The sequence below is a fragment of the Streptomyces sp. NPDC033229 genome, assembly GCF_055576875.1.
In genome coordinates this window covers 1-25,082 of record NZ_JBVIQR010000041.1, presented here as the reverse complement: position 1 = coordinate 25,082, position 25,082 = coordinate 1, and the positions used below count along the sequence as shown (strand labels likewise).

Genomic DNA, 25,082 nt, shown 5'->3' with positions numbered 1-25,082 from the left:
GCCTCCCGTCGGCTCACGCGGGGATGATCGTGGTGACCACGCCGTCCGATCGCTTCGCCTTCAGCGCACCGCCCTGCGCGAAGAGGGCGTACCCAGTGGCCGGGGCGGGTGGTTCGGCCCCGTCGGGCAGCAGGCCTTTGTCGACGTATCCCTTCCGGGACAGCTGATTGTCGAATACAGGGTCCGTCCCGGGCCCCAAGGGGTTGGTGTTGATGAACCACAACTCGCCGCTGTACTGCTGGTCTCCGCTGAGCGCGACGGCGCCGATGGACGTCGGGGTAACAGGGTCCGATCCAGCCGCACCATGTGACACGGCGTGGGCGGTGGGCGTGCGGGCGTTGGACAACCGGCTGTCGTCACCAGCCGCCACGGTCCCGCCGGTGGTGCCGACGCTGCGGGTCGCCGAGTCGCCGAGGCCGAGGTTCGAGCGCGCTGTGCCAGCGTTCGACAGGTCGCTCAAGTTCGCGCTCTTCGCGGCCTTGGTGTCGGCGTAGGCCCGGTCACCGTGGGGATCGGCTGCCGCAGCGTGAGCACCGATCTTGGTGGTGGCGTCGGTCGCGGCGGCGCTGATGGCCGCAGCCTGGGCGGTGCTTGCGGCACCCGCGGGGTCGAACTGGGCGATGGCGGCGGCCGAGAGACTGGGGTTGGGGTATAGCCCGGTGAGCGCGCCGCCTGCTGGCCCGGAGGGAGGGGCGCCGAGGCTGCTGCCGTCTGGGGCGGAGACCGGTGCGATGTCGGCGAGGTCGACCGTGGCACCGAGGGCGGCGGTCAGCTCAATCCAATACGTGCAGCGGGAGCCACCGACAGGCTGCTCATCGACCCGCCACCGCCAAGCCGTCGGCGCGACCCCGGTGGAGTCTGTGCGCAGGAGCACGACCGTGAACGCGCCGCCTGCGTCCAGGGTCACGCTTTCGCCCCCGGTGTAGATCGTGTTGCGGGAGGCGTCGACGAGCCGCGTGGAAGGGGTGAAGACGATTCGCCCAGTGTTTGCGGTGCCGCCAGCGGCGGTGGTGAGAGTGCCGGTAAGCGTGATCGTCTGGGCTCCGGGCGGGAACGGCATCGGCACCTCCTCGATGCTGTGGGCCCGCTGCCGACCGAGGATGGAGTCGCCGGGCAGCGGGTGTCTATGCGGTCCGGGTCCAGCCGCGGGCCCAGGCGATGTCCATCTGTGCCCACGAGCCCGGTGCCGCGCGGTCGCCGTTGAGGGCACTCTCGTTCTGGATGACCCAGGACATCGGCCGATCCGGAACGCCGCGGTTGGAGTGGCCGATCAGGCGGCCGTCGAGGTAGTAGCGGACATGCCCTGGGGCCCACTCGATCACCGAGGTGTGCCAGTCCGTCCAACGGGCCCTCGTGTCGAAGGCGTCCTGCCGGCCGCCGCCCTTGGGGTGCGTGAAGGCGTGGATGGTGGTGGTCCACTCCTGCTCGGGGAAGTCGATCTCGCAGCCGGGGCAGGTCGCGTCATCGTCGGGCCAGAGCAGGTGGGCCGACTTGTAACCGACGGCAGCCTGGCTGACACGGAGCCGCTCCTCGTATCGCCCGTACTTCAGGCCCATCATGGCTTTCGGTACGACGGCCGCGCTGTGGACGCTGCCGGTGGGGCCGCGCCACATGCGGATGTGGAGTCGCCCGTCGGAGATTGACAGAGTGGTGGCCGGGTCGTAGTAGCCGCCGACCGGGTAGCCGCGCTGGGTCGCGGTGTCCGGCCACCCGGCCGGGTACGCCCACCAAGCTGCTCGCACCTTCGCGGGCAGCTTCCCGCAGTACGCGCGGGGGGTGTCGACGGAGTGCCCACAGTCGGCGAACCTGCCGCGCGGGACGGGAGTGTCGAAGCTGTCGCTGAACTTCAACTGCCAGGACGGTGCCGCCTCCGCAGGTGCCGTGCCGAGTCCGAGCAGGGCGGCGATCAGCAAACCGGTCACGGGGAGGCGCATGACACCTCCGTAAAGGGTGCGGCCTGCTCCGGCTGTGCCGCCACGGCTGGAGCAGGCGCCCCGCCACCCCGACGGGGGGTCAGTGAAGGGCAGCGGGAGTAACGGGGTCAGGCGGCCCGGCGGCTCTCGGGAAGGCGTGGCGGGTCACCGAGGACCGGTTCGCCGGTCACCGGGTCGGTGGTCTTCTTGGGGAGTTCCCACAGGTTGTAGCGCACCTGGCCTCGGCCTTTGCCGTACCGGTGGATGCGGCCCTCGTGGGCCCAGCGGCGAATGGTCACCCCGGGCCGGCCGGTGTACTCGGCGGCCAGGTCCTCGGTGACGAGGAGCGGCTCGGAGGCGGCCATGGGCACCTCCCGCTGATACGCCGAGAGGCCGCCCGTGTGGGCGGCCTCCAGGGGCATACGTGTCCAGTGAGAATCACGATACGTTCGGGCTGGTCAAGGCGTCAACTACCGGCGCTACTGGTTGATGTTGGACCGCCCCCACCAGCTCGTCGTGGAGTAGACCGTGTTGTGTGTGACGGTTGTGACCGGGCGGGTCCCGCCAAGACGCGCCGCCAGAATCAGCAGGGCCAGGACCAGCAGCCCCGTTCCGGCCCCGGCGACGGCGCTGACGACCTGCGCGGCACCCCACCCGGCCCCAGCCCCCAGGGCGCCCGCACCGACGAGCCGCTGCGCGATCGGATCGATCACCGGCCGCGGTGCCAGGTTCCGGGCCGGCGGTGCGAGCGGCGCCTGGGCGGGAAGGTGCTCGCGGAGGACGGGGACCATCTGCCCGCCCGGCCCCGGAACGTACACAACTGCAGGCCGCTCGGCATGCAGCTCGACCGCGCCGACGACGGGCTGGACGGTGGCGGTGTAGGGCTGGATGGTCGGCCAGCCGGGCGGCGGCTCGGGCAGGTTCACGTCGGTGGTCCTCTCGGGGCGGGCGGTGCGCGTCAGAGGCGGAAGCGCTGGGGTCGGCGGGTTTCGTGAAGTTGGCCGGTGTCGACCAGCTCGGCGATGTGGGCGGCGATCCAGGTGCGGGTGCGGCCGATGCGGGGGGCGGCTTCAACGAGGTCGGCCGTGGTGATGTGGGCGTGGCCGGCGACGCGGTGTTCGGTGATGAGTCCGTCGATCACGGCGGCGGCGCGTTCGGGGGTGGAGTGGCCGGGGTGCTCGTCGGCAAGGTCGTCGCGGAGGAGGGCGAGGACCCGTTTGTACTGACGGCCGGTGATGTTGACGGTGGCGGTGTAGGCCCACTCGGGTGGCTGGCGAATGACCAGTCGCGCGACGGTCGGTGAGAGGTCGGCGTCGATGGTGGCCCAGTTGCGGAGGGCGGCGGCGAGGACCTTGGCCTGTGTGCCGTCTTCCCGGTTCATGATGGTTTGTCTCCATTGACAGTCGGAGGGGTGTCAGGCCGGGTGTCAGCGGGGGTGTCAGCTCGCGCGCGCACGCGCATTGACCTAAGAAAACGGGCCTTGTGGCGGGGCTGACACCCCTTCTGACATGTCAGCGGGTGTCAGCCCCGGCCGTTTGGTCTGTCAGTGCAGGTCAGGGCAGGTGTCAGGCAGTTGCCATCTCCGGGTAGAGGAGCTTGTAGACGCCCGGCTGCTCGGTCTCGGCGAGGTGGATGCCTTCGTCGGCGAGGTTGCCGAGCTTCTCCGAGACCCAGGACCGGGAGCGGCCGATACGGCTGCCCTTGCCGTAGGGGGCGAAGTCCTTGGGGCCGACGGTTTCGCGGTCCTCCTCGCGGTACTCAGCGAGCATGGCCACCAGTTCCGCCCAGGCGTCATCCTGGGTCTTCTCGACGCGGTCGACGGGTGCCTGGCCGAAGGCCCACACCTCGCCGGACTCGACCGGGCGGATCTCCTGGTCGGCATCGACGTCGGGCGTCAGGCCGTCGTCGTCCGCGTCGCCGCCGACTGCTGCGTTGATCTCCCGGTCGACCTGCTGCTCCAAGCGGGCCTGCTCGGCGGCCTCGGTCTCTTCCTTGGTCATGACGATGGACTCCTTGGGCTGGGTGCCGGGGCCGGAGCCGTTGCCGGTCGGGACGTCGTCGACGGTGAAGAGGGAGCGGTTGGCGTAAGCCTCCCCAGCGGCGTTGACGGTGACGGCTCCAGCGTCGGTCTTCGGGGCGATGGACAGGACGGCGGTGATTTCTTCGTCGGTGGGGGGAGTGAAGGTGCGGGCCTTCATCGGGTAGCGCTCCTCGTCGATCCCGGGGGCGACGAGGTAGTTGTAGCCCGGCTTGCGGTTCTCCCATGCCTCGGGACGGGCGCCGGCGTCGCGGACATCGTCGGGCAGCGCCATGTCGGCGGTGGTGGAGCCCTTAACCCCGAAGCAGAGCACCCCGCCGAGCTGTTCCCGCACGTCAGTGGGCATCGAGGTGGACGACGGCCGCTGGAGGCTGATGATGACGGAGATTCCTGCGGACCGCGCCTCCATGACCAGGCCTTCCATCTCGGTGCCGCTGCGGAAGAACTTCGCGGCTTCCTCGATCCACACGATCATGTAGGGCATGCCGAGCTGGTCGAAGGCATCTGGGGTCCAGTTCTTGAACCCTGCGACCCCGAGGGCGTCCGCGCGAGCAGTGATGACCGGCGACAAAGCGTCGATCATGTTGTTTCCGCCGGCCTCGGTCAGCTCAACCCAGTCCATGAAGGGCAGCATCGGGCCGAAGGTCTGCCGCCCCTTGGACGGGTCAACACCCCACACGATGACATCGCACCTGGTCATAGCGTCGATGACCGCGAGCTTGAAGCCTTCGGACTTGCCGGAGCCATTCATGCCCGCGCCCAGGAAGTGCGTGCCGTTGCGCTTGGTCTCCTGGTCGTAGGGGAACCAGAACCTCTCCAGCTCGCCATCCTCGTACAGGCCGATGACGATCTCTTCGGTGATGGAGCCGCCGAAATGGGACGGGCCGGGCCACGCAGTGCCATCAGTGAGGACGTCCTTCGGCACGAGGACGAACTGGCCCTGGGCGGCGTTCTCGGGGTCGGCCTGGATGCGGATCGAGTTGGGGGACACGCCCAGCTCAGAAGCGATGGCGTCGATGCGGCGCCCGACCTCGGCGTTGGTGATCTCGCCGGGCGCGAGCTGGTACGGGGCGGTGACCTTGTTCGGCTCCACCTTCGGCGCGCCACGAAGGGCTGCCTTCGCGTTGCCCAGGGCCTTGACCAGCACACCGGTCTCGACGGCGCCCTGCTGTCCGTCCTTGCTGGCTTCGGGGTTGACGCGCAGGGCCTGGCGGATGTTCCAGCCCCCGGCGGCGACCGCCCCGCCGATGACCAGGGTGGACAGCAGCGCCGGGTCCAGGGGGTTGGTCACGGTGCCGATGAGCAGGTAGGAGGTGCCTGCGGCGGTGGACAGGGTGGCGTGCAGACGGCGGGGCGCCTTGGTGCCCTCGCCCGCCCACCAGGTGGTGGCGGTGAGGACCCCGGCCGCGATGGTCATGCCGACCGCGGCGACCGGGGAGTCGCCCCACAGGGTGTGTGCGGCGAGGGTGGCGGGGAGTTCGGCGGCGACTGTCAGCCAGGGCCGCATGCGGGGATGTGTGGCGGCCTTCCGCAGGTCGGCCTTGGGGCTGTCAGTCACGGTGTCAGCTCCAGTGTCAGAGGGGGTGTCAGAGGGTGTCAGTGCAGGTCAAACGAGTGTCAGAGGTTGTTGACCTGCCCGGTGGCGACGTGGCGTTCGCGAGTGCTCTCCACGAGAGGGGTGAGGTCCATGTCGATGACGAGCCGCAGGGGCGTACCCTCTTTGGCGGCATTCCGTTGGAGCCAATCAGCTCCCGGGTGAAGAGCCAGGATCTGTGACTCGATCTGCTGCTGCGCCGCCTCCAACAAATCCAGGGCTTCCTTGACGGTGGTGGCAGTCCATTGGTGCCTCATGGGGATCCCTTCAGGTGTCAGTGCAGGTCAAGGCGGGTGTCAGCGCCAGCCGAAGTTGTTGACCCTCCGCTGCTGGGTGCGGCCCTTGCCGATGTTGCGGAGCTCGGAGTCGTACTCGCGCTCGAAGGTGGCGTAGGTCGCGGCCGCGTACCGCTGGATGGCCTTCTCGGCGGCGGCAATCTTCTTCACCCACCGGGTCACCCTGCGGGCCCGCGCCCGGGACCCACCCAGGGCCCCGGTCAGGTCGGGGATGGCGCGCAGCACCGCCTCGAGGTGGTCGGCGTCCATGGCCCGCTCGGTAGCCCGGTTCCTGGCGGCCTTGCGCACGTACTCGCAAAACGCCCGGATGTCCTCGTTGGACATGAAGTCCGCCCCCGGCACACCCCCCTTCCCGCCGGAGCCGGCGCCCGTGCTGCCGACGGTCGATCCGTTCCCCGCGCCCCGCTGGACATGGACGCTGGGGGTGATGTTCAGGGTCGGGTTGAAGCCCCCGCCGACCTTGGGGGCCTTCGGCGGCCGAGGCGGAGCCGTCGGCTTCTGGAACCCGTTGCCTCCGGGTGCACTTGCCGGTGTTGCCATGGCGGTCTCCTGTCAGTTGTCGTTGGGCGGTCTCAGGCGGTCTTGCGGTACTCACTGCGGGCGGCGGAGAGTCGGCGGGCGGCAGTGGCTGACGAGCGGCCGGTGATCTTTTCGGCGTCGGTGAGATTGACCGCATCGGCGTCTCCGCGCTCCTGCATGAGAGCGACGAGCTTGGCCACCTCGAGGTCGATGTCCCCTATCGGTGAGACCTTCTGGCGGCCTCCGCGACGGGTGCGCTCACGACCCGCGCGGGCCTTGCCTACCCCCTTGGTGCGAGCGCGCCCGCCACTCTCATGAGAGGACTCAGGGGCACTCTCACGGCCACTCTCGTCGGTGCTCTCGCGTGCAGCACCCTCGCTCTCACCCGGCGGCAGCGCGGGCCTCGGTGAGCGTGCCTGGCTACTCTCATCCGTGCTCTCATGAGAGCCCTCGCCGTCGCTCTCATGAGACCTCTCACGGGCGACCTCAACCGTGCTCTCACCGGCAGGTGCGGCACTCTCACGGCGTTGCCACCAACGCGGCTTCCGCTCCGTCGCTGGCGCGGTGATGCGGTGGATCCGCCACATGACGAACGGCGCGATTGCGGCCACGCCGACGATGAGCCACCACTCTGGTCCGGGCACTCCGTGAGAGTTCAGATGGGCGCCGAAGAGCCCCACAGCGGCGAGGTGATAGATGGCGTTCGCGGCGACCATGAGAATGAGAGCGGGGGCCACATCCCGGTGCCGCCGCATCGCCTGGACGACGTACACGTCGATGCCGAGCGGCAGCATCCAGGCGATGCCCGTCGGCCACCCGGCGAGCTGGGCCAGCTGAAACTCCCCGGATGCGGTCAGGCCGACTACCGCGGTGAGGGCAACCCGCGGTGACCAGTCGTCGATCTGCTTGTCCCGCTTGGCTTTCGTACTCGCCCGCTCCCCGAGCTCATCGCGGAAACGCTGCGCGTCGTCCTTGGTCTGCTGGGCCTCAGCCGACGCGCTGCGAAGGAGCCCCTTCGCAGCGGTCTCCGCCTCGGAGGTCGTGCGGGCCGCCTCCTTCCGGGCGGCGGCCAGATACTGGCCGGCTTCGGCCTTGCCGCGGGCGACCGCCTCGGCGGTAATCCCGGCTGCCGTCTCCTGCAGCTCCTTTCGGGCCGCGGTGAGCTTCGCCTTCTCGGCTTCGGCCGCCCGTTCGGTCTCCTGTGCCTCAGAGATGAGCCGATCGGCTTCCTGGCGGGCGCGGGCCAGCAGCTCGTCGGCCTCTTCGGTGAGCAGTGCAGCACGCTCCTGGCTCAGCCGCACCGCCTGACGCCCGGCCACGACCTCCTCCTCAAGGAGAGCCGCGACCCTGCCGCGCTCGTCGACGGCCTGCTGACGGCGCCGTTCGGCTTCGTTGGCCGCCGTCTCGACCTCGGCCCGCAGCGCAGCGGACTCAGTGCGGAGTTTGGCCGCCTCGGCTTCGGCTGCGGCAAGGATCTCGTCGGCCGCGGTGCGGGCACGGCGGAGAACCTCGGCGGCCGACGGCGGCGGCCACTCGATCGGGCGGGGCTCCGGCAGGGGCACGGGCTGGTTCACGGTTCCTCTCCGAACGGGCCAGGTCAGCGGACAAAGATCGCGTAGAGCACGATGAACGGCGGAAGGATGATCCCGGCGGCGTACAGCAGACGCATGGGGTCAGTCCTCCTTGCGCTGGTACCAGCGACGGCGCACAACCGGAGCCGGTGGAACGGGAACCGGGGCCCGCCGCTCGAGTACAGCGACCACCCGATCCAGAGCAGCGATCGCAAGGGTGTTGTCCGGTGCCGGGTGGGGCGGGTTCTCCAACGCCGTAGCGATCCGGTTCAGAGCGGACGCCAGCGCAGGCATCTGATCGCTGGGCTGCGGCGGGTTCTCCAGCGCCGTTGCAACGCGGTCCACGGCAGCCGCCAGAACTGCGGTCTGCTCCATCGTGGTGTACGTGAGCGCCTTGACCGCGGCAACGATGCCCTCAGGGTTCGTCATCGCGGCAGAGTGTCCGTTGGGCACGTGGTAGGCATGCGACACCGGACGGGCCTCGTCGGCCGCCTCGAGAGCCGCCCGTGCCTCACGAACGGCGAAGTCGGCCACCTCGGCGTGGGGTGATCGGAGCCCATGCTGGTTACCGATTCCTGCATAGACAGGATCGTTCGTAACGTTCATGACCATTCCTTTCAGGTCAGTGGACGGTGGTGCGGACGGCGGCAGCTGCCCGGCATGGGTCGGCGATACGAGTTCGGTCGTCAGCGCTGGATGACCGGCCGGTGGGCGTCGCGGTGCGCAAGGGCGACGGTGAGTCCTCGCCGGCGCAGGCGACGAGCGAGGCAGTGAGCGACGGTCGCACTGCGATGACGACCTCCGACACAGCCCACCGCGACCTTCACGGCCTCACCGGACGGGCCTTCGCGGAACGCTTGCACCTGCGCCACCGTCGCCCGGAGCAGCGGACGGATACCCGACGTGCGGAGCACCGCCCGACGCACCGCCCGATCCGCCACCGTCAACGTCCGAAGGGCCGGATCCACATGCGGATCACGAAAGTGGTACCGCAGGTCAAGAACCACATGTGCAGCCGGTTGGACCGCATACCCGAACCCGAAGGACACGATCACCACGTCAGCCATGACGGTCACACCCCTTCGGGGCGGGGCAGCGCCCGGCACTTCTCAGCGTGCGACTCGGCCCACGGCACCACGGTGATGTCGCGGTAGCTCGGGACGTTCACGTAGTCCCGGCCACAGCCAGTGCACAGGGCAGTTGAGGCGCCATACTCATCGGTGATGTCGACGGTGATCTCGGTGTCACCTGTGATCTCAGCTGCCAGCGTGAGGTACCGGGCGGTGACCCCCTCCGGCCACGGAGAAGTCGTTGCATGTGAAACACCAGAACGGGGCATTGCAGACTCCTTCAGTGAATGTGGCCGGTGATCAGGCCAGCGATGAGCAGGCAGAACACGACGATCGGGGCGAGCAGACCAAAGAGACGCATGGGATTCCTTTCAGGTCAGAGCGTGATAGCGAGGGCGGTAGCCGCGGCGAGCAGGACGATCGCGGCCTTGAGGAGGCGGCCGGCCCGGCCGAGCGCCCGGTACTTGGCCTTCGCGATGCGGGACAGGGTGGGGATCTCGTCGGCCCGGTTGCTGGCGGCGATCAAGGCCGGAATGCAGGCGGGGTCGGTGTGGGCGTAGGTGATGAAGTTCGCCCGCCCGTCGGACGCCTTCGCGTTCAGGCGAGGCAGGACCACGTTCAGGAGTTGCCACAGGGCGGCCACGATGGCCAGCACCCCGGCCCCGGCGAGACCGACGACCATGACTGGCTGACCTGTGACGACGGCGTGGGCCCGGTCGGCGAGGAGCGGCACAGCGATGCCCGCGCCGGTGATTGAGGCGCCGAGGACGGTGGCGCCGAGGAAATTGGCGTTGCGGATCTCCTCACGCACGTCGGCGAACTCGCGGTCGACGGCGGCCCCTTCGGTGGCCTGCTGGGGGCGTGGGGCCGTGGTGGTCACGCGGCAGCCTCCGGGCTCACGTTGGCCGCGGCCCGGCCGATGACGGCGTCGAGGGCGGGCCAGAGAACGTCGTCACGGCCCCAGACCGGGTCGATGATGGCGACCTGCCAGGAATCGGACACGGCCCGCACCGCCCGCCGGTTGCAGCCGTCGAACACGACGCGCAGGTGGCTGGCCGGGATCTTCTCGCCGAAAGCGGTGTAGTCCTCCCCGTCCCACGTAGTCACGATCGTCGGGCCAGCCTCATCGGTGAGCCCCGGGCCGTTGATGATGACCTGCAGACCCTCAGCCTCTGCCGCGTCCAACACCCGCCGCAGAAGCCGTGCATCGTTGATGAACCCTTGGACCGCGGCGCGCTGGTTCCACGGCGCCCCGTTCCACGCGTCACCCTCCAGACCGGGCTGCGACTGCTCGGTCACGAAGCCCGCCCGGTTACATGCGGCCAGCGTGGCGACCAGCCCGGCGGTCTCCTCGTCCGGGCCGCACCGCGGCTGGTAGCCGGGCCGGGATCCGATCTCCCCCTCCAGCCACAGGGCCATGAGCTGGCCCAGCTCGGCGAGCGTGCTGGCAGCCTTCCACCGACGGCGGTCGGAACGGCTCATCCACGGCAACTTGATCTTCATCGTGTTCCTTCCGGTCGATCCACGGGCAGAAACGCTCAATCCGGCCGGGCTGTCCGGACACCGCACCCCACGCCCAACCCGGCCCGTGGAGCACAGTGGTCGGGCAGATCAGCTGAGATCGGCGGCTCGGGCCCGGTGAAACTCGGCGAGCTTCGGCCGACTGGACGTATAGCGGTCAGCTGCTTCGAGGTGCTGGCGGATCAGGGTCTGACGCTCCGCGGACCCGACGGGCGGCACCTCACGAACCTGCCCGTCCCTACGTGCAGCCCACAGCCCCGCCAGATCCGTGATGATCGGAGCCATCAGGCCGATCTCGACTTCTCGATCACTCATCACTTCCTCCTTCTACGCGGCAAGCTCGGAAGATCAGCGGCGGAACCGAACGAGCCCCGTCAACTTGGCGTTGGGCGGTGGGACCGGCAAGGCGACCGGAATGTGCAGGCGAAGGTCGAGGTGCATCTCCGGGCAGCGTTCGACGCCGAGGGTCTCCATGCGCACGACCGCCTCGTGAGCGTCGCCCAGAGCCCTGATAGCGGCGATCGTGTTCAGGGCCGTTCGAGCCGAACCTGCGGTGAACTCCTGCGGAGGACGACCAGGCACCTGGGCGGTGGCCGACAGCTCCACAGGCAGACCATCGGCGTGCAGCGACCAGCCGCACCCCTCGGAATCCATGTCTCGTCGGTACGCGGTCACGATCAATTCGGCGGCCATGCAGATGCAGTGGACGGACTGGGTACTTTCGGCGGTCAAGTGGTGAATCACGACGATCTCCTCGGGTGTGGAGCTACACGGGCTTCGGGTGGGTGCGGGCGTGCTCAGCCATCCACCCGCGGAACCGCTGGACCTCATCGGCAGGCAGCCGCCGGAACCGCACCGAGACCCGACAGCCCGGGTACGGACAGATCAGACGCCGGTAACCACCGAGAGCATCCGCCCAGTCGGCCAACAGGCCGGCCATCACGCGACCGCTGCGGAGTGCTCACGGATCGCGACCAGTTCCTCGAGGACCGGCGGCGAGCCGGGATTGACCAGGTCGTAGATGTGGGCCTCGGCCAGCGCACCATCGATGGCGACCTGGTCGAAGGTGGCAGACGCGGCGAGGAAGCCCTCGATCAGCTGGGCGCGGACAGCGGCCTCAGCGTCGACCAGCTCGGCCTCGGACGGCCAAACGGCGTTGCGGGCGTCGACGAGCTCGGACCGGCGAAGCATCTCGTCCAGAGGCGTCGGGAAAGTGCGGGTGGTGGGCTCGGGCATGGCGGTACTCCTGTCAGGTGGTGGAGCAACGGCAGAGCGAGGGGTGCCGGCGCAGAACGCGGCGGCGGGAAGGTGCGCCTACTGGGAGCCGGCGGGAACACGGATCGGGAGGCGGGTCGCCTCGTCGGGCGCGGGCTCGGGGCGGGAGTGCTGCGTCGCCTCACCCCGACCGTGCTGCGGCTCAGGCTCAGCCGCCGCCATGACCGCCAACCGAAGCACTGTGGGCGGTGAGAACCGCGTCATCCGTGGCCAGCAGATGCCCCAGCCGAGCAACTTGAGCGTCGGAGATCTTCGCGAACAGGGCCGCACCCGACGCGGTCTCCACCGTCAACTGCGCGGCCACCGGAGCACCCGGCGCGGCCGTCGTCGACAACCAGGCGTTCAGGACAGCGAGGAGGCGATCCGACGGAGCCACCCTCACCACCCCCGGGAGGCGATCGCGCGGCGACGGGCACCCGGCTCGTCGGGGAGGCGAGGCAGGACCACCGCCGGACGACCCAAGACGCGGCGGAGAGCCTCGTCGGGGTGCGATTCGGAATCGACGGGTCGGAAGGCGGTACGAGGCGTCGTGGCGTTCATCAGGCGACCGCCTCGACGGATTCAGTGGTGACCAGCGACTTGTTCAGGTACTCAACTACGGCTGACTCTGGAATGCGAAGGCCACGCTTTCGAAGGCGCCCCTCGCCAAGACGGTGCGCACGAAGGCGGCCGGAGTCTGCAAGTCGGTAGATCGAGGAGACGTGCAGGTTGAGCCTGCTAGCCACCTCCTTGGCCCGGAGCAACCTCTCCGGAGTGGCGCTCAATTCGTTCGTCACGACGCCTCCAAGGCATGGAGATTCATGTCGAAGATTCCTCCGAAGAAGAGCTCTTCGCTGACATCCACAGTGAAGCGAACTTCTCCGAAGAACTCAAGCTCGCGCCGCTACCCACTCCGGCCTCGGACGTTGTGAAACGAAGGAAGCCCCTGGCCACAGGGGCCAGGGGCTTCGAGAAAAATCTTCTACGAAGAGAAGGCGTAGTCCAGGATGTAGCTGCCTGCATCGAGCAACATGTCGTTCACCTCGACGATGCGGCCCTCGGAGTCCGCCGCGATGCGGGTGATCTCGATAACGGGGGTACCAGGCAGCAACGCTAGCTGATCCCTCTCCGAAGGGCGTGGCATGCGCGCGCGCACCTCCTCACGGAAGCGGACCGGCTTGCGACCTAGCTCGTCAAGGCGGGCATACATACCGCCAGGCCCAGTGTCGCTCTCGGTGATCCGCGTGCCGGCGACCAGCGAGGCCAGAAGGTACGAGGTAGACAACTGAACGGGACGTTCGTCGATGTAGAAGCACCGGCTGCGTCGACACATGAGCTCATCCGACTCAAATAGCCGCGCCACCTTCGGCGGCGGCGGCCCCTCATCGACGTTCACTTCGACGCGCCAAGGGCGGTCTTCTTGGTCACCGTCCCAGATGGACTTGCCGGTGAGCCAGACCTCCGCGGAGAGCCGTTGCACAGCTGGACGGCGGATGGGCCGGAACTCCCGCACGGTGATCCCAGAGCCCTGGCGGCTAGCGAGGAGGCCCTCCGCCTTCAGAGTGTCGAGGGCGCCGCGGAGCGTGGTCAGCGAGACGCCGAACTCCTCGAGGAGGTTCTTCTCGCTGGGCAGCTTCTCGCCGGGCGCCAGGGTGCCGTCGTCGATCCTGGCGCGGAGGAGATCTGCGATCTCCTCGTGGCGCGGCTGCTTCCTTTGCGGCTCTTTCGCCATGTCCGGCCTCCAATGCTGGTACTCCGAAGATGCTACGACCTCCCGCCTAACCTGCGAACTCCGCGAAACGCTTGCACTTCTCCGAAGAAGACGGGCAAACTCTGAGGGTACGGGCCGCTCGACTGCCATCACAGTCGGAGCGCTCAGCTACGCGCGGACAGGAAAGGAAACCGCGAAGCTCGCCGCACACCAAGGACTGGGCCGTCCCGACCCCGCCGCACTGCACAATCACCGAACGAGAGTTCGGTAGCGCGCACACGATCGTTTCATGAGCCCGCCATAGCTGGCTTTACCGCCACAGACCCGACTACGTTCGGGCAGCAGTACGGCCGGGTGGTCATCACCCACCCGGCCGTAAGTACCAGCGGTCATCACCCGCTGATCAAGAAACCCCAACCTGCCTGAAGGGACTCCACACATGAGCTTAACGCCTGCCCTCACTCCGGCGCGTCTGCTCGGCACTCCACTCCCTGACCTGCTCGACGAGCTGGGGGTGGACGTGGTCGAGTCGCCGATCACTGATGCAAATTTCTTCGGTGCCGCGTTCGTGCGGAAGAGCGGTCGCATCGTCCTGACGATGCCCGCCGGGCAACCGGCGTCTACGGAGGACAACATCGCCCGAGCTCTGCTCGGCCAGGTGCTGCACGTGCCCTTGGCGCCACTGCCGGCACCGCTGAAGATCTCGGAGATCTAAGCGCATCGCACGCAAGGTTTCCCGGCCCGGTGGGGGCCGGGGTGACGCGACTGGCTTTGGGGAGGGGGTGAGTGGAATGGCCGACGACTGTGATCACGACTGGCAGCAGTGGAGTGGTGCGACGCGGTGCCGGAAGTGCGGGGAGACGCAGAGGTAGTTGACGGGTAGGTTGCCGTCGGGTGATGGCGGGGGTCGCGGTCGCGGCCCCCGTTCTCTGCGTGCGGGAGGGCGCAAATGCGTGCGACCTGGGAAAGGCTGCCTGAGGAGACGCGGGCCGCGGTGGCCGGACGGTCGGGCGCGGTGTTGTCCGTAGTGGACGTGCCGCATGGGATCACCTGCCGGTTCGCCGGGGTCCTGGAGACCGCCAGGGGCCGGGTGTTCGTGAAGGGCGTCCCTGTCGGCGACGAGCGGGGGGTGGCGGCTCAGGCGTGGGAGGTTGCGCTGAACCCATGGGTGGCCGGGCCGTCGCCGCGGCTGCTGTGGCAGGCCACTGCTGGCGGCTGGGACGTGCTCGGCTTCGAGGCTGTAGATGGGCGGCACGCCGACCTGTCCCCGGGGTCGGCCGACCTGCCCCTGGTCGCCGGGGCGCTGCTGGCGGTCCAGGGGGTGCGGGCGCCGGCCGGGGTGCCGCCGTTGACGGACCAGTGGCCGGACGTCGATGACACCGACCGGACCCTGCTGGCCGGGGGTGCGCTGCTGCACACGGATACGAACCCGCACAACCTCCTCATCAGCGACGACGGGCGGGCGTGGGTGGTGGACTGGGCGATGCCCGCGGCTGGCCCAGCGTGGGTGGACGTGGCGTACACGGCCGTCCGATTGATGGAGGAGGGCCAGGACCCTGCGGAGGCCCTTCGGTGGGCAGCCCAGTTCCCGACCTGGGCTGATGCGGACCCTGTGGCGGTCGAGGCGCTGGTCCGGGTGGCGTGCCGGCACTGGACGGCCCGGGTCGGGGAGCGGGGCGCCCGCGGGAGTAACGCCCGGTTCGAGGCCCTGCTCGGCGCGCGGCAGTTCATGGCCGGATGACCGCCGGGCACAGAAGCGAGTCCCCACCTCAACCGGGGTGGGGACTCTTCTTCGTGTCTCTTGGCTGGTCGGCGCGTTGGTCCGTGCGTGGCTGATCGTGATGGTTATCTGTGGACTGTGCTCGACGACGGCGCTGACCGGCTGCCGCTGCTGTCGCTGGCGGAAGCCCGCGCGGTTGTGGTTCTGCTGCAGCGGGTGGGTGACGGAGACGGTGAGGGTGCGGAGGTGGCCCGGCATCTGGTGTCGGCGTTGGGCAGGCGGATGCCCGCCGAGTGATCAGCGGGCCTTTGTCAGGCCGCGTTGCGTACCGGGATCAGTCGCAGGACTTCGGTGTGCCCGTACTGCTGGCCGCAGCCACCGCACCGGGCGCCGGGGGTGCTGATGGTGACGCTGAGGGTGTGGCCGCACGGGCAGGCCACGTTCACCCGCCGCTCGGGCTTCTCGCCGGTGACGACGACCCCGGCACGGCCGGTGATCTGCCGGACCTCGGCCGCGAATTCGCGGACGGCGGGGTGCTCGTCGCAGATCCACCACAGGTTACCGCGCAGGAAGATCACAGCCCCCTCGACTTGCTGCTCGACGGTGCCGCGGAACGGTGGTGGGGGCCAGCCCAACAAATCACGGCAGTCCCGTTCCCACGACGTGAGGATCCCTTCGATGCCGCCGCGGGCCCGCAGATCGAGGGCGTCGAGGTTGACGGGGAGGGGGGCGGCGCGGGAGCCGGCCCGGCCGTCGCCCCCGGCGCGGCCCGGCAGAAGGACTTCGGCGAGCTGCCGGTACAGCACGGGCAGCGCAGCCAGGTGGCAGTCGAGGCGGTCCCGGCACCCGTCATGAACCCGATCCCGGGAAGGGCGGTCGCACAGTTCGCAGGGCCAGGACGCGGGGGCGGCAATGTCGTACACGGCAGGACTCCTTGCGGGTCGCGCGGGCGGTTCAGTTGGCGGGCGGCAGAAGGTCGTAAGGCCCCCCGGAGGCCTCGGCGGCGTTGTACCGGCGGGCGACGTCCTCGGCCCGCTCGCGGCTGTCCGGGCGGACGCCGACAGTGACGCGGGTCATGTCGTTGCGGACCGCCCAAGTCCCTTGGGACCGGACGGCCTTCCACGGCGGGTGGTCGGGGCGCGTGCGGGCAAGCAGGCGGCGAAGGCTGCGGGCGAGGTTCACGAGGCGGTTCATGCTGCGGACTCCTTCGGGTTGAGGTGGTCGAGGCAGGCGGCCTCGGCGGTCGGGCAGGGCCACGGGGTGACGAGGCCGCGGCAGCGCTGGCGGACCTCGTCCCAGCCGGAGCACTCGGGGCAGATTTCGAACCCGCCCCGGACCATGGGGTGGTGGAGCTTGATGAGGGCCCGGCGTAGCCCGGCCGCCTCCCCGCCGCCCCGTTGCGGGGCCTTCCGGCGCCCTGCGCGGCCCTCTGGGCGGCGAACGGCCAGCGTTCGGAGTCCAACCCGCATCCGGGCCGCCTCGGCCGCCGTGAGGCCGCCGTACCGCTCCGCCCGGTCGGCGAGCACAAGTAGCTGATCCAGCGTCGGCAGCGGGGCGTCCATCAGGCGCACCGCAGGCAGTAGAGGCAGTTGCACGTGTGGTCGGCGTACTCGGCGGTCCGCTCGGCATGCTCGGCGGCCGGGTCGTCGGCGGCCAGTGGCGGCCAGGTGCCGGCCGCGCTTTCCCGGACGACCGCCGTGCGGACCTCGTCGATCAGGGCGGCCAGGAGGTCGAGCCGGTGTGCGACGAGGTCGGGGTGTTCCTTGAGGTAGCCGCAGACCCGGATGTCGGCCTGGTCCTCGATCGCGGCCGCGGCAACGGTCTGCAGGCTGAGCATGCGCCGGTAGGTGTCGTCCATCAGGCGGCCTTCGCGTAGTCGGCGGGCTGGGCGGACAGCAGGCCGACGGCGCGTGCGGCCGGGACGAGCGCACTGTCCTGTGTGACGCGGAGCCGCTTACGCAGCAGGTACAGGTACTTGCCGACGCACTTGCGGCTGAGCCCGTGCTTCGCGGCGATGCCCGCCCGGTCGAGCCCGGAGGCAAAAGACCGCAGGACTTCCTGTTCTGTGGGTGTCAGGCGGGGAGGCCACTGGGCGGCAAGGGCGGCGGCGCGGGCCTGGCGGCGCTTTTGGCCCGCGGCGGTCTCCGCCGCGGAGCAGGCGGCGTCGACGCGTTCACCGTGGCGGCGGTGCCAGCGGGCCCCGGCATCGGTGCCGCACCGAGGCTTCTGTTCCCCCTCCACCGGCACGGCGGTAGGGAGGTAGCCGGCTGCGGCCCGCTCTTCCTCGCTCTCGCCGCCGGCGACGCCGTGGGTGCGGGTGCTGCGGGCCCAGTCGCGGCAGGCGAGCATCAGGGGACAGTCGAGGCACAGGTCGATGGCCGCAGCGACACGCTTCGCCTCTTCCTCCTTCGTCTCGGGCTCACCGCCGCTCTCACCATCGGGGGCGTGGAAGAGGTGCGGCTTCTGCTGGCACGGCGGGGCGGTGGCGGTCTTGGTCCCGAAGTCGGGGGCGGCAGTGCTGGCGGGCATGGGGCTCTCCTCTCAGAACAGGCTTTCGGTGCTGGGTGCTGTGGGTGCGGGACCGATGCAGTGGTGGTCGGCGACGACGAGGTGCGTGCACCGGCCGGAGGCGATGTGCTCGGGGCCCCGGGTGATCAGCCGGGGCGGCAGAAACGGGTGGAGGCGCAGGCAGTATGTGAAGCGGCCGTCCAGCCGGGCGGCCAGCTCCTGGCGAAGGTTCAGCGGGTGCGGGTCGGCGCGGACATCGACGCCACAGGGGTTGCCGACCAGGGCCCGCAGGACCGGTGCGTGGCAGCGGGGGCACTGCTGGGCTCGGGGCTTGTCATTGAGGGGCTGGGACAGGTCCAGCCACGGCGGAGGCTCTCTCCTCATGGCGTTACCTCATCGCGATTTGGAGGTGACGCTTCCGTGACAGCACAGCATGTGCTGTAGCTGTCGCCGTTGCGTTGTAGCTGATGTGCTGCCTGGTCAGAGGCCCTTTTCGGCCCCATAGCTACAGCAGCACAGCAAAGTCGGCATGAACCCGGAGACATGTGCGCGCGCCTGCGCGCATGTAGAGGGATATAGGGGATCTGTTGTGCTGCTGTAGCTATCAAGCTCTGACCAGCAAAAACGTCGAATTTTGCTGTAGCTGTCCGCTGTAGCTGTGTTGTGCTGCTGTAGCTGTCGGGGATCACTGGTCCCCCCAACGGTCGTCGTCATCGTCGTCGGCCAGCAGCGACAGCCCTACGTAGAACCGCTTGCTGTTGCTCGTCTTCGTCGTCAGGCCGCGCTGCTTGAGCTCCCTGCCGAACGGAGAGGCCGCAAGCGGGTTCTCGCCCTCGCCGTGACACCACGCCTCGTAGGCGGCCCTCAGGCGCTTCGTCTCCAGCTTCACGTGGTCCCCACCGCCCTTGAGACACCGCTCCGCGAGGAACCGGCCGATCTGGTCCTCCTCGTCCGCATACAGCTGCGTAGCGGCCATAACCGCGGCCGGGGCGCGCAGACCGCCACTGAAGACGTCCACGGCGCCGCGGACCATCCAGGCGAGGATCCCGGGGCCTTCCTCGGCGACGAGTATCTTCGCGAGGTTCTCGATGCGCTTGTCGTCGGCCACCCTGTTGAGGAAGGGCACCAGGCGCAGGCGGCGCCAGAATGAGTCCCCGCCCGCTTTGACCTGTGGCTGGTGATTGCCCATCAGCCACAGGTGATGGGTGGGCTCGAAGGAGAAGAACGACTGGCGCATGTACCGGGCAGTGATGGTGTCGCCGCCGGTCAGCTCCTTCATCTTCGCCTCGTCGAACTTCGCGTCCTGGTTGACCTCGGAGGCCACGACCAGCCGCAGGCCCTGGAGGCGGGCCATCTCTTCGGAGTGCTCCTGCTTGCCGACCATGAGGAAGCCGGCCGGGGCGGGAGCGGCGTAGTCGCCGAGGATCTGTCGGACAACGTCCATCAGGACGCTTTTGCCGTTCTGGCCGCCGCCGTGGAGGAAGGGCAGGACATGGATGCCGGTGTCGGCGGAGGCGGAGTACCCGGCCAGGCGCTGCAGGAAGCCGATCATTTCGGTGTCGCCGCGGAAGGTGTCGGTCAGGAACGTGTCCCAGCGCGGGGTTGCCAGTTCTGCGTCCAGGGCCACCGTGGCGGAGCGGGTGTGTAGGGCTGCCGGGTCGGAGGGGGCCACGTTGCCGGTGGTCAGGTCGACGATGCCGCCCGGGGTATTCAGGTGCCGCGGTGCGGCGTCCAGGAGGCTGGCCGAGGCGACGACACGACGGTCGGAGCGGGCCAGGTGGACGGCGGCGTTGAGCTTGTCCCGGGAAAGGCTGCTGCTCTTGTGCCGGCGAGCCGCTTTCAGCATGTCCTCGCTGCTGGCGTACTCGTCGGGGTCGAGGTCGCGGATCATGTCGCGGGCGAACTCGACAACGAGGCCGCCTTCGTCCCACACCCAACGGTGTCCCTGCCAAATCAGCCAGGCGCCGCGCTGTGGGACGTACCTCAGTCCCTCGCCATAGGTCTCGACGAAAAGGAGGGCGTTGCCGTCGTCGGTGAAAGTCTCCGGCCAGCGGCTGGAGTCTGGACGAGGCGCCTGTTCGAGGCGCAGGGCGGCCGTGCCGTCGGTGAGCGGCTGAGTGGTGCCGCCGACGACGCGCAGCTGGGGCCGCGGCGGCGGGTCGGCGATCAGGGCGCGAAGGCTTTCCTCGTCGTCGCGCATCGTCCGCTCCGGTGCGCTGCCGTAGCCGCGGCGGCGCAGTTCGCGGGCGGCTGCCGCGTGGTCGCCGCCGTGCTCGAGCAGGGCGTGGGCCCCGAACTTGGTGTAGGGGCGCTCGGTGTCGAATTCGGTGCTGGAGGAGAAGACGAAGAGGCGGTCGCGGTCGTCGGCGTGCCCGGTGGTCGCGGAGATGCCGAGTCCCCTCTTGCCGGGGCGCTGCCAGTAGCGGGTGCGGCCTCGTGCGCCGAGGAGGCGCCAACCGTGGGGGGTGAGGATCTCTGCCCAGTCGGTGCGCTGTTCGAAGTCTTCGCCGGGCCGGAGCGCGCCCCCAGCCTCCGGGGCCGGGGCCCGCAGGTGAGCGTCCGCGGCCTGCGCGGCGGCCGGGGCCCGCAGGTGAGCGTCCGCGGCCTGCGCGGCGGCCGGGGCCGGCATGGTGTCGAGCATGCGGGCGACGGTGTGCAGGGCCTGGCGCTCCTCAGCGGTGATGGCCGCGAGGGTTGCGGGTCCGCCGGAGAGCAGTTCGTAGGGCTGTCCGGTCTCGTGGACCGGGCCGTGGGAGGGGGCGACGACGACGAACCCGCCTTCTCCCCGGGTTTCGATGAGGTCGCGGACGAAGATCTTGCCGGGCTTGCTCTGGAGCACTTTGCGTTCGTCGTCGGTGAGTTCGTCCGGGCGGGCAGGCCGGCGGGCGAGCTTGGTGTTGCCCGGCACCGGTGTACCGGTGACCCGGTAGAGGAGGTGGATGCCGCCGGACGGGGACCGCTCCAGGTAGCCCCCGGTGATGCGGGCCCACAGGTCGCCGAGCCCGGACGCCTCGGCGATCTCGGCGAACTCCGCCAAGACGCCTTCGTCGACGGCGCGGCCCTCGAATTCGAGCATTTCCAGGCCGCCGGAGACGGCCCCGCAGACGAGGCCGAGGCCGGGGTGCCCGAGCCCGAACCAGGAGCGCAGCTGTTCTTCGGTGGCCTGTTTCGTTTGAAACGGGCCCCAGGCGCCCAGCGGGCTTTTGGTGCCGGTGGTGGCCACGCGCACGACGCTGGCCCCGGCGGCGTGCCAGGCGAGTGCGGCGGTGAGCGTCTCGTGCGGTGGCTCGCTGCTCAAGGGGGGCTCCTCGTTCAGTGGTTCGGCGTCGCGGTTGGTGCCCGCCCCAGGCGTTGCACCCGGGGCGCCGGCGTGGATACCGGGCGGGCCGAGACGACAGGGTCACGTCCTGCTGGGGAAGCGCACGCTGCCGGTGCAGGAGCAGCCGACGGCGGGGTCCTGGCAGTCGTGAACTTGGAGTGCGCCTTCGAGGTCGTAAAGGGCGGCAAAGAGACCTTCGAGGCTGAACCCGTCGGGTGTCTTGCCCCGGAACTCGGTGAGGAAGTTGGTGATGCTGTGCTTGAGGTAGTCGACTTGTTCTTGCGGCGTCATGGCGCCCCTTCGCGACAGGCTTCGGTGTTGGGCGCTGGTCAGAACGGCGGGGCTTGGGTGGCGGGGTTGGTCTGGGCGGGGGCGCCCTGCCCTTGGAGCTGGGCGAGGAGGGCCCGCACGGCCGGGTTGTTCATGTCCGGCTGCTCACCGGCCGCGGGTGCCAGGGCGGGGGTGGTGATCTCCCCGGTGGTGGTGTTCACCCCGGCCGGGGCCGGCCCAGGAGTCTGAAGTTCAGCGACGGCGGCCAGCGTGTACTCGGCCGTGTACTGCTTGGGCGGGGCGCCCTTCCGCTTTGCTTCGCCGTCGTGGGTGTAGGTGACGACGAGGCGCCCCCCGATCTCCAGGCCGCGGCCCCCGGCCTTGCGGACCGCGTCGGCGACCGCCTGCTTGAGCTGGCCCTTCACGTACACGCGGCGCCGTCCGTCGTCCTCCTCGATGGACGGGTCGCGCTGTTCGGTCTGCAGGGTGACGACTAGCTGCATCATCGGGTTGCCGTCCGACCAGAACTTCGGCTCACCGGTGTCGAAGTCGCGCTGCTGCTGGACCTCAGGCCTCTCCGAAATGCGGCCGGTCACAGTGGTGCCCGGGGTCGGGAACTTCGCGGAGGGGGCGCCGCCGCCACCCATCAAGAAGTCGTCCGCGTTGATCGGTGTGCTCATGACTGTGTGCTCCTTGGCTGTCATGCGATGAGGGATTCGAAACCGGTCCGGACGGACGGCTTCGTGACACCCGGGCAGCCGACGGACAGGTCGGTGGAGCCGGGCTTGAGCCACGGGCAGAAGCGGCACTTGGCGTCTTCGCTCGTGGGGATCTGGGTCCAGCGCTCGGGGTGGGCCTCGGGGTCGAGGTCGTAGAGGCGCTGGCGTATGCGGTCGAGCCGTTCGAGGGCGTCCAGGGCGACCTGCCGGTCATACGGCTCGGTCCAGACGTGGATGCGCAGTTCGTGGTAGCGGGCGACGAAGACGATGGCGACCCGCTGGGGGTGCTCGCCCGCGTTCTCCTGGCCGAGTCCGTACAGGTGGGCCTGGGTGCGGTACTGGGCGCCGGGGCCTTTGCGCCGGTAGGTGTCCAGTGAGCTGGTGCCGGTGAGCTTCCAGTCGAAAACGGTGCCGGTGACCCGGTCGTACAGGTCGCTGGATCCTTCGAGGGTGGAGTGCTCGGTGTAGCCGGGGCGAACCGTCACCCGCTCTTCGATCTTGTACCGGCCATCTGTGTTGCGGGCGGTGAAGACCTCTTCCATCCAGCCGTGGAACCCGGTGCCCAGCACGGAGGCGATCGGGTCGCTGTCCTTCGCCGCGGGCGGCCAGTCGTACATCTTGTAGGTGAGCTTCCGCTCGCACGGGTCACCGACCTCGGACGGCCCGATCCGGGTCTGCAGGGACCGGGGAGAGTGGAGGGCGGCGTCGATGATGAGTTCACCGACGCGCGTGGCGAGAGCCTGACCCACGGAGTCGGAACCGGTGGCGATCACGCCGCCACCCCCATGTCGGGTGCGGCGTAGCGGCTGAGCTCGTCGCCGGTGATCGCTTCCACAAGGGCGCAGAGAATGACCTCGGCTGCGTTCGGGGTGACGGCGTTGCCGTACTGGCGGACGCGTTCGCGCTTGGAGCCGAGGACGATGTAGGTGTCGGCGAAGCTCATCGCGCGGCCGATCTCGTGCGGCTCGAGCATGCGGAACAGCACGTCTTCGACGTCGAGGCTGCCCTTGACGAGCGCGTACCGGTCCTTGGTGGACAGGGCTCCCACTGGTTCGGCCACGGTGCGGGCGGTACCGGTCCCGTAGTAGGGGACGAGAAGGTGTTCCCAGGTGACGAGGGACTGATGGCCGGCCGTGGTCAGGGTCCTGAATGAGTCGGCGGCGCTGGTGCAGTGCTCGCCGCCGTCGCCCTTCGACCCGTTGTTCCGCATCACCATCGCCGGGATGTCCGGGGTCACCAGGCCGTGGTGGTTCCCGGAGGCGGTGACCGTGGCCAGGGCCTCGGCGGCGGAGCGGGCGATGCTGCCGCCTCCCCGGAGTTCGGCTATGAACGGCAGCCAGGCCAGGCCGGTTTCGTTGCGGGCGGTCTGGGTGCGCAGCGGCTGGTGAGCCGAGGCGGGTTCCTTGCCGTCGCGGCCTTCGACGGGAATGAGGAGGGGCGGGACGGCGAGGCCGTCGTTCTCCCGTGTGGTGCGGCATGCCATCGGGTCGAGGACGCTGGAGGGGTCGTTGCGCCAGGTTCCTCCGGCGGGGACCATGAACGGCTCGTAGGCGACCGCCTTGGTGGGCGTGGTCGTCTGGGTGGTGAGCGGGGCGTCCACGGGCCAGGTGCGCACCCCGGGGCGCCGCTCGAAGGTGTTGCCCGCGGCTTCGAGGGTGATGGGTCGGGCGAACTTGTCGAGGCCGGCCTGGATGCGGGCGATCGTCTTGTCGGCGAGAGGCTTGGCCCTGTCGCCGATGCGCTGGCCGGGGATGCTCCAGTCGATGGCGACGGCGGCGGGCAGGACGGACGGTTCGACGATCTGGTTGCGGCAGGTGACGCGCGGGCACCGGTAGACGTACTGCTGCCGGTAGCGCCCCATGTCCCGGCCCATGGTCTTGAAGACCTGGATGGCCTGCACCCATTCCTGGCAGGTGCTGCACCAGGCCCGGGGGCGAAGCCACTTGTCCCAGTCGGGGGTGCGCCCGAGGGACTGGTGCCAGTAGGCGACGTAGAGGCGGTCACGGGACTGGGGTGCGGCGTCAACGGCCCGGGGGTTGGCGTGCATCGAGTTGAGGGCGATGGTGCGGGTGTAGTAGCCGAGCAGGCGGATTTCGCCGATCCACCGGTCCCACTGGTCCCAGGCCCGGACGTCGACGACGTTTTCGACGACACCCGCCTTGACCAGGCCGCCGCGCTCGATGACTCCCCGCAGGTACATGGGCACTTCCTCCATGAGCGCCCGGGACCGCTCCACTTCCTCGGAGGGGGCGGCCTCGCCGAACAGGTCGGGCTGGAGGCTGGTGTCGAAGTCGCGCTTCTTGCCGCGGGCGTTGGACCACTGGGGGCATTCGGGGCTGGCCCAGAAGATGTCGGTGACGGGCCAGCGGTCGACGGGGGCTTCGCGGATGTCGCCGCGGTAGTGGTCGACCTGGGGGAAGTTCGCGGCGTGCGAGTCGATGGCCCGCTGCCAGTGATTCGCAGCCCTGGTCACACGAAGCCCAGGGACGGCGTGGGCGCCCTGGGAGGAGCCGCCCGCGCCACAGAACCAGTCCATTACGGACAGTGCGTCGTTGTCGTGGCGGTAGTTCATGCCGCTTCACCGCCGCCGAACTGCTCGGCGAGGGTCTCTTCGGCTTCGGGCAGGCCCATGGCGGCCCGGAGGAGCCAGGCGAACTGGTCGCCGGTCATGGTGACGTACCAGGAACCGGGGCTGCCGCGACCCCTCCTCTTGTGCCAGACCACCGAGACGTGGGCGTGGTCGTTGCGGCCTTCGGTTTCGGCTTCGTCGACCCAGGCGGCCAGTTGGGTGTGGGCACAGTTCTTGACCTCGATGACGGTGCCGGGGATGCCGGTGATGTCGCCGCGGTCGTGGGTGCCGGTCTGGGCGCGGCGCTCGGTGGAGGGGAACCCGGCGGCGCGGAGGTAGCCGACGACGGCGGTCTCCGCCGCGGTGCCCTTCTTCTTGGACGTGCTCACTGGCTGGTCCTACCTTTCAAGGGTGGTTGCTCTGGTCATTCGTAAGATCGGAGGGCCCGGGGGCTCTGGGTATGGCTGTCATTGGTGCGCCGTAGGGATGG

35 protein-coding genes are annotated in these 25,082 nt (G+C 69.5%); 3 read left to right on the top strand and 32 right to left on the bottom strand.

The features are described 5' to 3' along the window. Nucleotides 1-13: 13 nt before the first annotated feature. The 20 genes from ACZ53N_RS28935 to ACZ53N_RS28840 form a co-directional block, all read right to left on the bottom strand. Nucleotides 14-1,060 carry a hypothetical protein gene (locus ACZ53N_RS28935; RefSeq protein WP_469143754.1) on the bottom strand — a complete coding sequence of 349 codons (1,047 nt, stop codon included), beginning with the start codon at nt 1,058-1,060 and terminating at the stop codon, nt 14-16. Nucleotides 1,061-1,124: 64 nt separating this feature from the next. Continuing rightward, nucleotides 1,125-1,934: a glycoside hydrolase family 16 protein gene (locus ACZ53N_RS28930; protein WP_469143753.1), complete on the bottom strand. Its 810-nt coding sequence runs from the start codon at nt 1,932-1,934 to the stop codon at nt 1,125-1,127. Between the two features lie 107 nt (nt 1,935-2,041). Next, nucleotides 2,042-2,335, bottom strand: coding sequence for a helix-turn-helix domain-containing protein (locus ACZ53N_RS28925; protein ID WP_469143752.1), 294 nt, complete (start codon nt 2,333-2,335; stop codon nt 2,042-2,044). Nucleotides 2,336-2,392: 57 nt separating this feature from the next. Next, nucleotides 2,393-2,839, bottom strand: coding sequence for a hypothetical protein (locus ACZ53N_RS28920; protein WP_469143751.1), 447 nt, complete (start codon nt 2,837-2,839; stop codon nt 2,393-2,395). Nucleotides 2,840-2,871: 32 nt separating this feature from the next. Further along, entirely contained in the window at nt 2,872-3,294 is a 423-nt protein-coding gene (locus tag ACZ53N_RS28915) for a hypothetical protein (protein ID WP_469143750.1), read from the bottom strand. Nucleotides 3,295-3,478: 184 nt separating this feature from the next. Further along, nucleotides 3,479-5,509, bottom strand: a complete 2,031-nt coding sequence (gene traB, locus ACZ53N_RS28910) for a plasmid transfer protein TraB (protein WP_469143749.1) — start codon at nt 5,507-5,509, stop codon at nt 3,479-3,481. 59 nt (nt 5,510-5,568) lie between these two features. Then, nucleotides 5,569-5,802, bottom strand: coding sequence for a hypothetical protein (locus ACZ53N_RS28905; RefSeq protein WP_469143748.1), 234 nt, complete (start codon nt 5,800-5,802; stop codon nt 5,569-5,571). Between the two features lie 39 nt (nt 5,803-5,841). Beyond that, on the bottom strand, nt 5,842-6,381 hold the full coding sequence (traA, locus tag ACZ53N_RS28900) for a plasmid transfer protein TraA (RefSeq protein WP_469143747.1): 540 nt from the start codon (nt 6,379-6,381) through the stop codon (nt 5,842-5,844). A 32-nt stretch (nt 6,382-6,413) separates the two neighbouring features. Further along, a complete protein-coding gene (locus ACZ53N_RS28895) occupies nt 6,414-7,934 on the bottom strand; it encodes a hypothetical protein (protein WP_469143746.1) in 1,521 nt (506 codons plus the stop codon). A gap of 99 nt (nt 7,935-8,033) precedes the next feature. After that, a complete protein-coding gene (locus ACZ53N_RS28890; protein ID WP_469143745.1) occupies nt 8,034-8,537 on the bottom strand; it encodes a hypothetical protein in 504 nt (167 codons plus the stop codon). Nucleotides 8,538-8,617: 80 nt separating this feature from the next. Then, nucleotides 8,618-8,998, bottom strand: a complete 381-nt coding sequence (locus ACZ53N_RS28885) for a RapZ C-terminal domain-containing protein (protein ID WP_469143744.1) — start codon at nt 8,996-8,998, stop codon at nt 8,618-8,620. 5 nt (nt 8,999-9,003) lie between these two features. After that, nucleotides 9,004-9,270: a hypothetical protein gene (locus tag ACZ53N_RS28880; RefSeq protein WP_469143743.1), complete on the bottom strand. Its 267-nt coding sequence runs from the start codon at nt 9,268-9,270 to the stop codon at nt 9,004-9,006. Nucleotides 9,271-9,377: 107 nt separating this feature from the next. Next, the gene (locus ACZ53N_RS28875) at nt 9,378-9,881 is read right to left on the bottom strand and encodes a Pycsar system effector family protein (protein ID WP_469143742.1); all 504 of its coding nucleotides are present in this window, start codon (nt 9,879-9,881) and stop codon (nt 9,378-9,380) included. Next, nucleotides 9,878-10,504 (bottom strand): DUF6919 domain-containing protein, encoded by a 627-nt coding sequence (locus tag ACZ53N_RS28870; RefSeq protein ID WP_469143741.1) that lies wholly within the window; start codon nt 10,502-10,504, stop codon nt 9,878-9,880. The genes ACZ53N_RS28875 and ACZ53N_RS28870 overlap by 4 nt, the downstream gene beginning before the upstream one ends. A 108-nt stretch (nt 10,505-10,612) precedes the next feature. Then, nucleotides 10,613-10,837 carry a hypothetical protein gene (locus ACZ53N_RS28865; RefSeq protein ID WP_469143740.1) on the bottom strand — a complete coding sequence of 75 codons (225 nt, stop codon included), beginning with the start codon at nt 10,835-10,837 and terminating at the stop codon, nt 10,613-10,615. 33 nt (nt 10,838-10,870) lie between these two features. Beyond that, complete coding sequence (locus ACZ53N_RS28860) at nt 10,871-11,215, bottom strand: hypothetical protein (protein WP_469143739.1); 345 nt, start codon at nt 11,213-11,215, stop codon at nt 10,871-10,873. 246 nt (nt 11,216-11,461) lie between these two features. Continuing rightward, nucleotides 11,462-11,758, bottom strand: coding sequence for a hypothetical protein (locus ACZ53N_RS28855; RefSeq protein WP_469143738.1), 297 nt, complete (start codon nt 11,756-11,758; stop codon nt 11,462-11,464). Between the two features lie 187 nt (nt 11,759-11,945). Next, on the bottom strand, nt 11,946-12,173 hold the full coding sequence (locus ACZ53N_RS28850) for a hypothetical protein (RefSeq protein ID WP_469143737.1): 228 nt from the start codon (nt 12,171-12,173) through the stop codon (nt 11,946-11,948). Nucleotides 12,174-12,336: 163 nt separating this feature from the next. Beyond that, a complete protein-coding gene (locus ACZ53N_RS28845; protein ID WP_469143736.1) occupies nt 12,337-12,573 on the bottom strand; it encodes a helix-turn-helix domain-containing protein in 237 nt (78 codons plus the stop codon). A 185-nt stretch (nt 12,574-12,758) separates the two neighbouring features. Continuing rightward, on the bottom strand, nt 12,759-13,508 hold the full coding sequence (locus ACZ53N_RS28840) for a GntR family transcriptional regulator (protein WP_469143735.1): 750 nt from the start codon (nt 13,506-13,508) through the stop codon (nt 12,759-12,761). Between the two features lie 418 nt (nt 13,509-13,926). On the opposite strand from ACZ53N_RS28840, the gene ACZ53N_RS28835 reads away from it, so the two are divergent. The 3 genes from ACZ53N_RS28835 to ACZ53N_RS28825 all read left to right on the top strand — a co-directional run bounded on the left by ACZ53N_RS28835 (nt 13,927) and on the right by ACZ53N_RS28825 (nt 15,504). Beyond that, the gene (locus ACZ53N_RS28835; RefSeq protein ID WP_469143734.1) at nt 13,927-14,202 is read left to right on the top strand and encodes a hypothetical protein; all 276 of its coding nucleotides are present in this window, start codon (nt 13,927-13,929) and stop codon (nt 14,200-14,202) included. Between the two features lie 234 nt (nt 14,203-14,436). After that, complete coding sequence (locus ACZ53N_RS28830) at nt 14,437-15,228, top strand: phosphotransferase family protein (protein ID WP_469143733.1); 792 nt, start codon at nt 14,437-14,439, stop codon at nt 15,226-15,228. A gap of 87 nt (nt 15,229-15,315) precedes the next feature. Continuing rightward, nucleotides 15,316-15,504, top strand: a complete 189-nt coding sequence (locus tag ACZ53N_RS28825; protein ID WP_469143732.1) for a hypothetical protein — start codon at nt 15,316-15,318, stop codon at nt 15,502-15,504. A gap of 14 nt (nt 15,505-15,518) precedes the next feature. Here ACZ53N_RS28825 and ACZ53N_RS28820 read toward each other — a convergent pair whose 3' ends face one another. The 12 genes from ACZ53N_RS28820 to ACZ53N_RS28765 form a co-directional block, all read right to left on the bottom strand. Continuing rightward, the gene (locus ACZ53N_RS28820; RefSeq protein WP_469143731.1) at nt 15,519-16,130 is read right to left on the bottom strand and encodes a hypothetical protein; all 612 of its coding nucleotides are present in this window, start codon (nt 16,128-16,130) and stop codon (nt 15,519-15,521) included. 31 nt (nt 16,131-16,161) lie between these two features. After that, nucleotides 16,162-16,401 (bottom strand): hypothetical protein, encoded by a 240-nt coding sequence (locus ACZ53N_RS28815; protein ID WP_469143730.1) that lies wholly within the window; start codon nt 16,399-16,401, stop codon nt 16,162-16,164. Further along, nucleotides 16,398-16,769 (bottom strand): hypothetical protein, encoded by a 372-nt coding sequence (locus tag ACZ53N_RS28810; RefSeq protein ID WP_469143799.1) that lies wholly within the window; start codon nt 16,767-16,769, stop codon nt 16,398-16,400. Before ACZ53N_RS28810 ends, ACZ53N_RS28815 begins: the two co-directional genes overlap by 4 nt. Next, complete coding sequence (locus ACZ53N_RS28805) at nt 16,769-17,065, bottom strand: hypothetical protein (RefSeq protein ID WP_469143729.1); 297 nt, start codon at nt 17,063-17,065, stop codon at nt 16,769-16,771. Before ACZ53N_RS28805 ends, ACZ53N_RS28810 begins: the two co-directional genes overlap by 1 nt. Continuing rightward, on the bottom strand, nt 17,065-17,736 hold the full coding sequence (locus tag ACZ53N_RS28800) for a helix-turn-helix transcriptional regulator (protein WP_469143728.1): 672 nt from the start codon (nt 17,734-17,736) through the stop codon (nt 17,065-17,067). The genes ACZ53N_RS28805 and ACZ53N_RS28800 overlap by 1 nt, the downstream gene beginning before the upstream one ends. Nucleotides 17,737-17,748: 12 nt before the next feature. After that, complete coding sequence (locus tag ACZ53N_RS28795; protein ID WP_469143727.1) at nt 17,749-18,099, bottom strand: hypothetical protein; 351 nt, start codon at nt 18,097-18,099, stop codon at nt 17,749-17,751. 301 nt (nt 18,100-18,400) lie between these two features. Beyond that, the gene (locus ACZ53N_RS28790) at nt 18,401-21,013 is read right to left on the bottom strand and encodes a phage/plasmid primase, P4 family (protein ID WP_469143726.1); all 2,613 of its coding nucleotides are present in this window, start codon (nt 21,011-21,013) and stop codon (nt 18,401-18,403) included. A gap of 102 nt (nt 21,014-21,115) precedes the next feature. Further along, nucleotides 21,116-21,325 (bottom strand): hypothetical protein, encoded by a 210-nt coding sequence (locus tag ACZ53N_RS28785; protein WP_469143725.1) that lies wholly within the window; start codon nt 21,323-21,325, stop codon nt 21,116-21,118. A 38-nt stretch (nt 21,326-21,363) separates the two neighbouring features. Further along, nucleotides 21,364-21,984, bottom strand: a complete 621-nt coding sequence (locus tag ACZ53N_RS28780; RefSeq protein WP_469143724.1) for a hypothetical protein — start codon at nt 21,982-21,984, stop codon at nt 21,364-21,366. Between the two features lie 20 nt (nt 21,985-22,004). Next, nucleotides 22,005-22,796 (bottom strand): PD-(D/E)XK nuclease family protein, encoded by a 792-nt coding sequence (locus tag ACZ53N_RS28775; protein WP_469143723.1) that lies wholly within the window; start codon nt 22,794-22,796, stop codon nt 22,005-22,007. After that, the gene (locus ACZ53N_RS28770) at nt 22,793-24,595 is read right to left on the bottom strand and encodes a DNA cytosine methyltransferase (RefSeq protein ID WP_469143722.1); all 1,803 of its coding nucleotides are present in this window, start codon (nt 24,593-24,595) and stop codon (nt 22,793-22,795) included. The genes ACZ53N_RS28775 and ACZ53N_RS28770 overlap by 4 nt, the downstream gene beginning before the upstream one ends. Then, complete coding sequence (locus ACZ53N_RS28765; protein WP_469143721.1) at nt 24,592-24,981, bottom strand: hypothetical protein; 390 nt, start codon at nt 24,979-24,981, stop codon at nt 24,592-24,594. The genes ACZ53N_RS28770 and ACZ53N_RS28765 overlap by 4 nt, the downstream gene beginning before the upstream one ends. Nucleotides 24,982-25,082 lie beyond the last annotated feature (101 nt).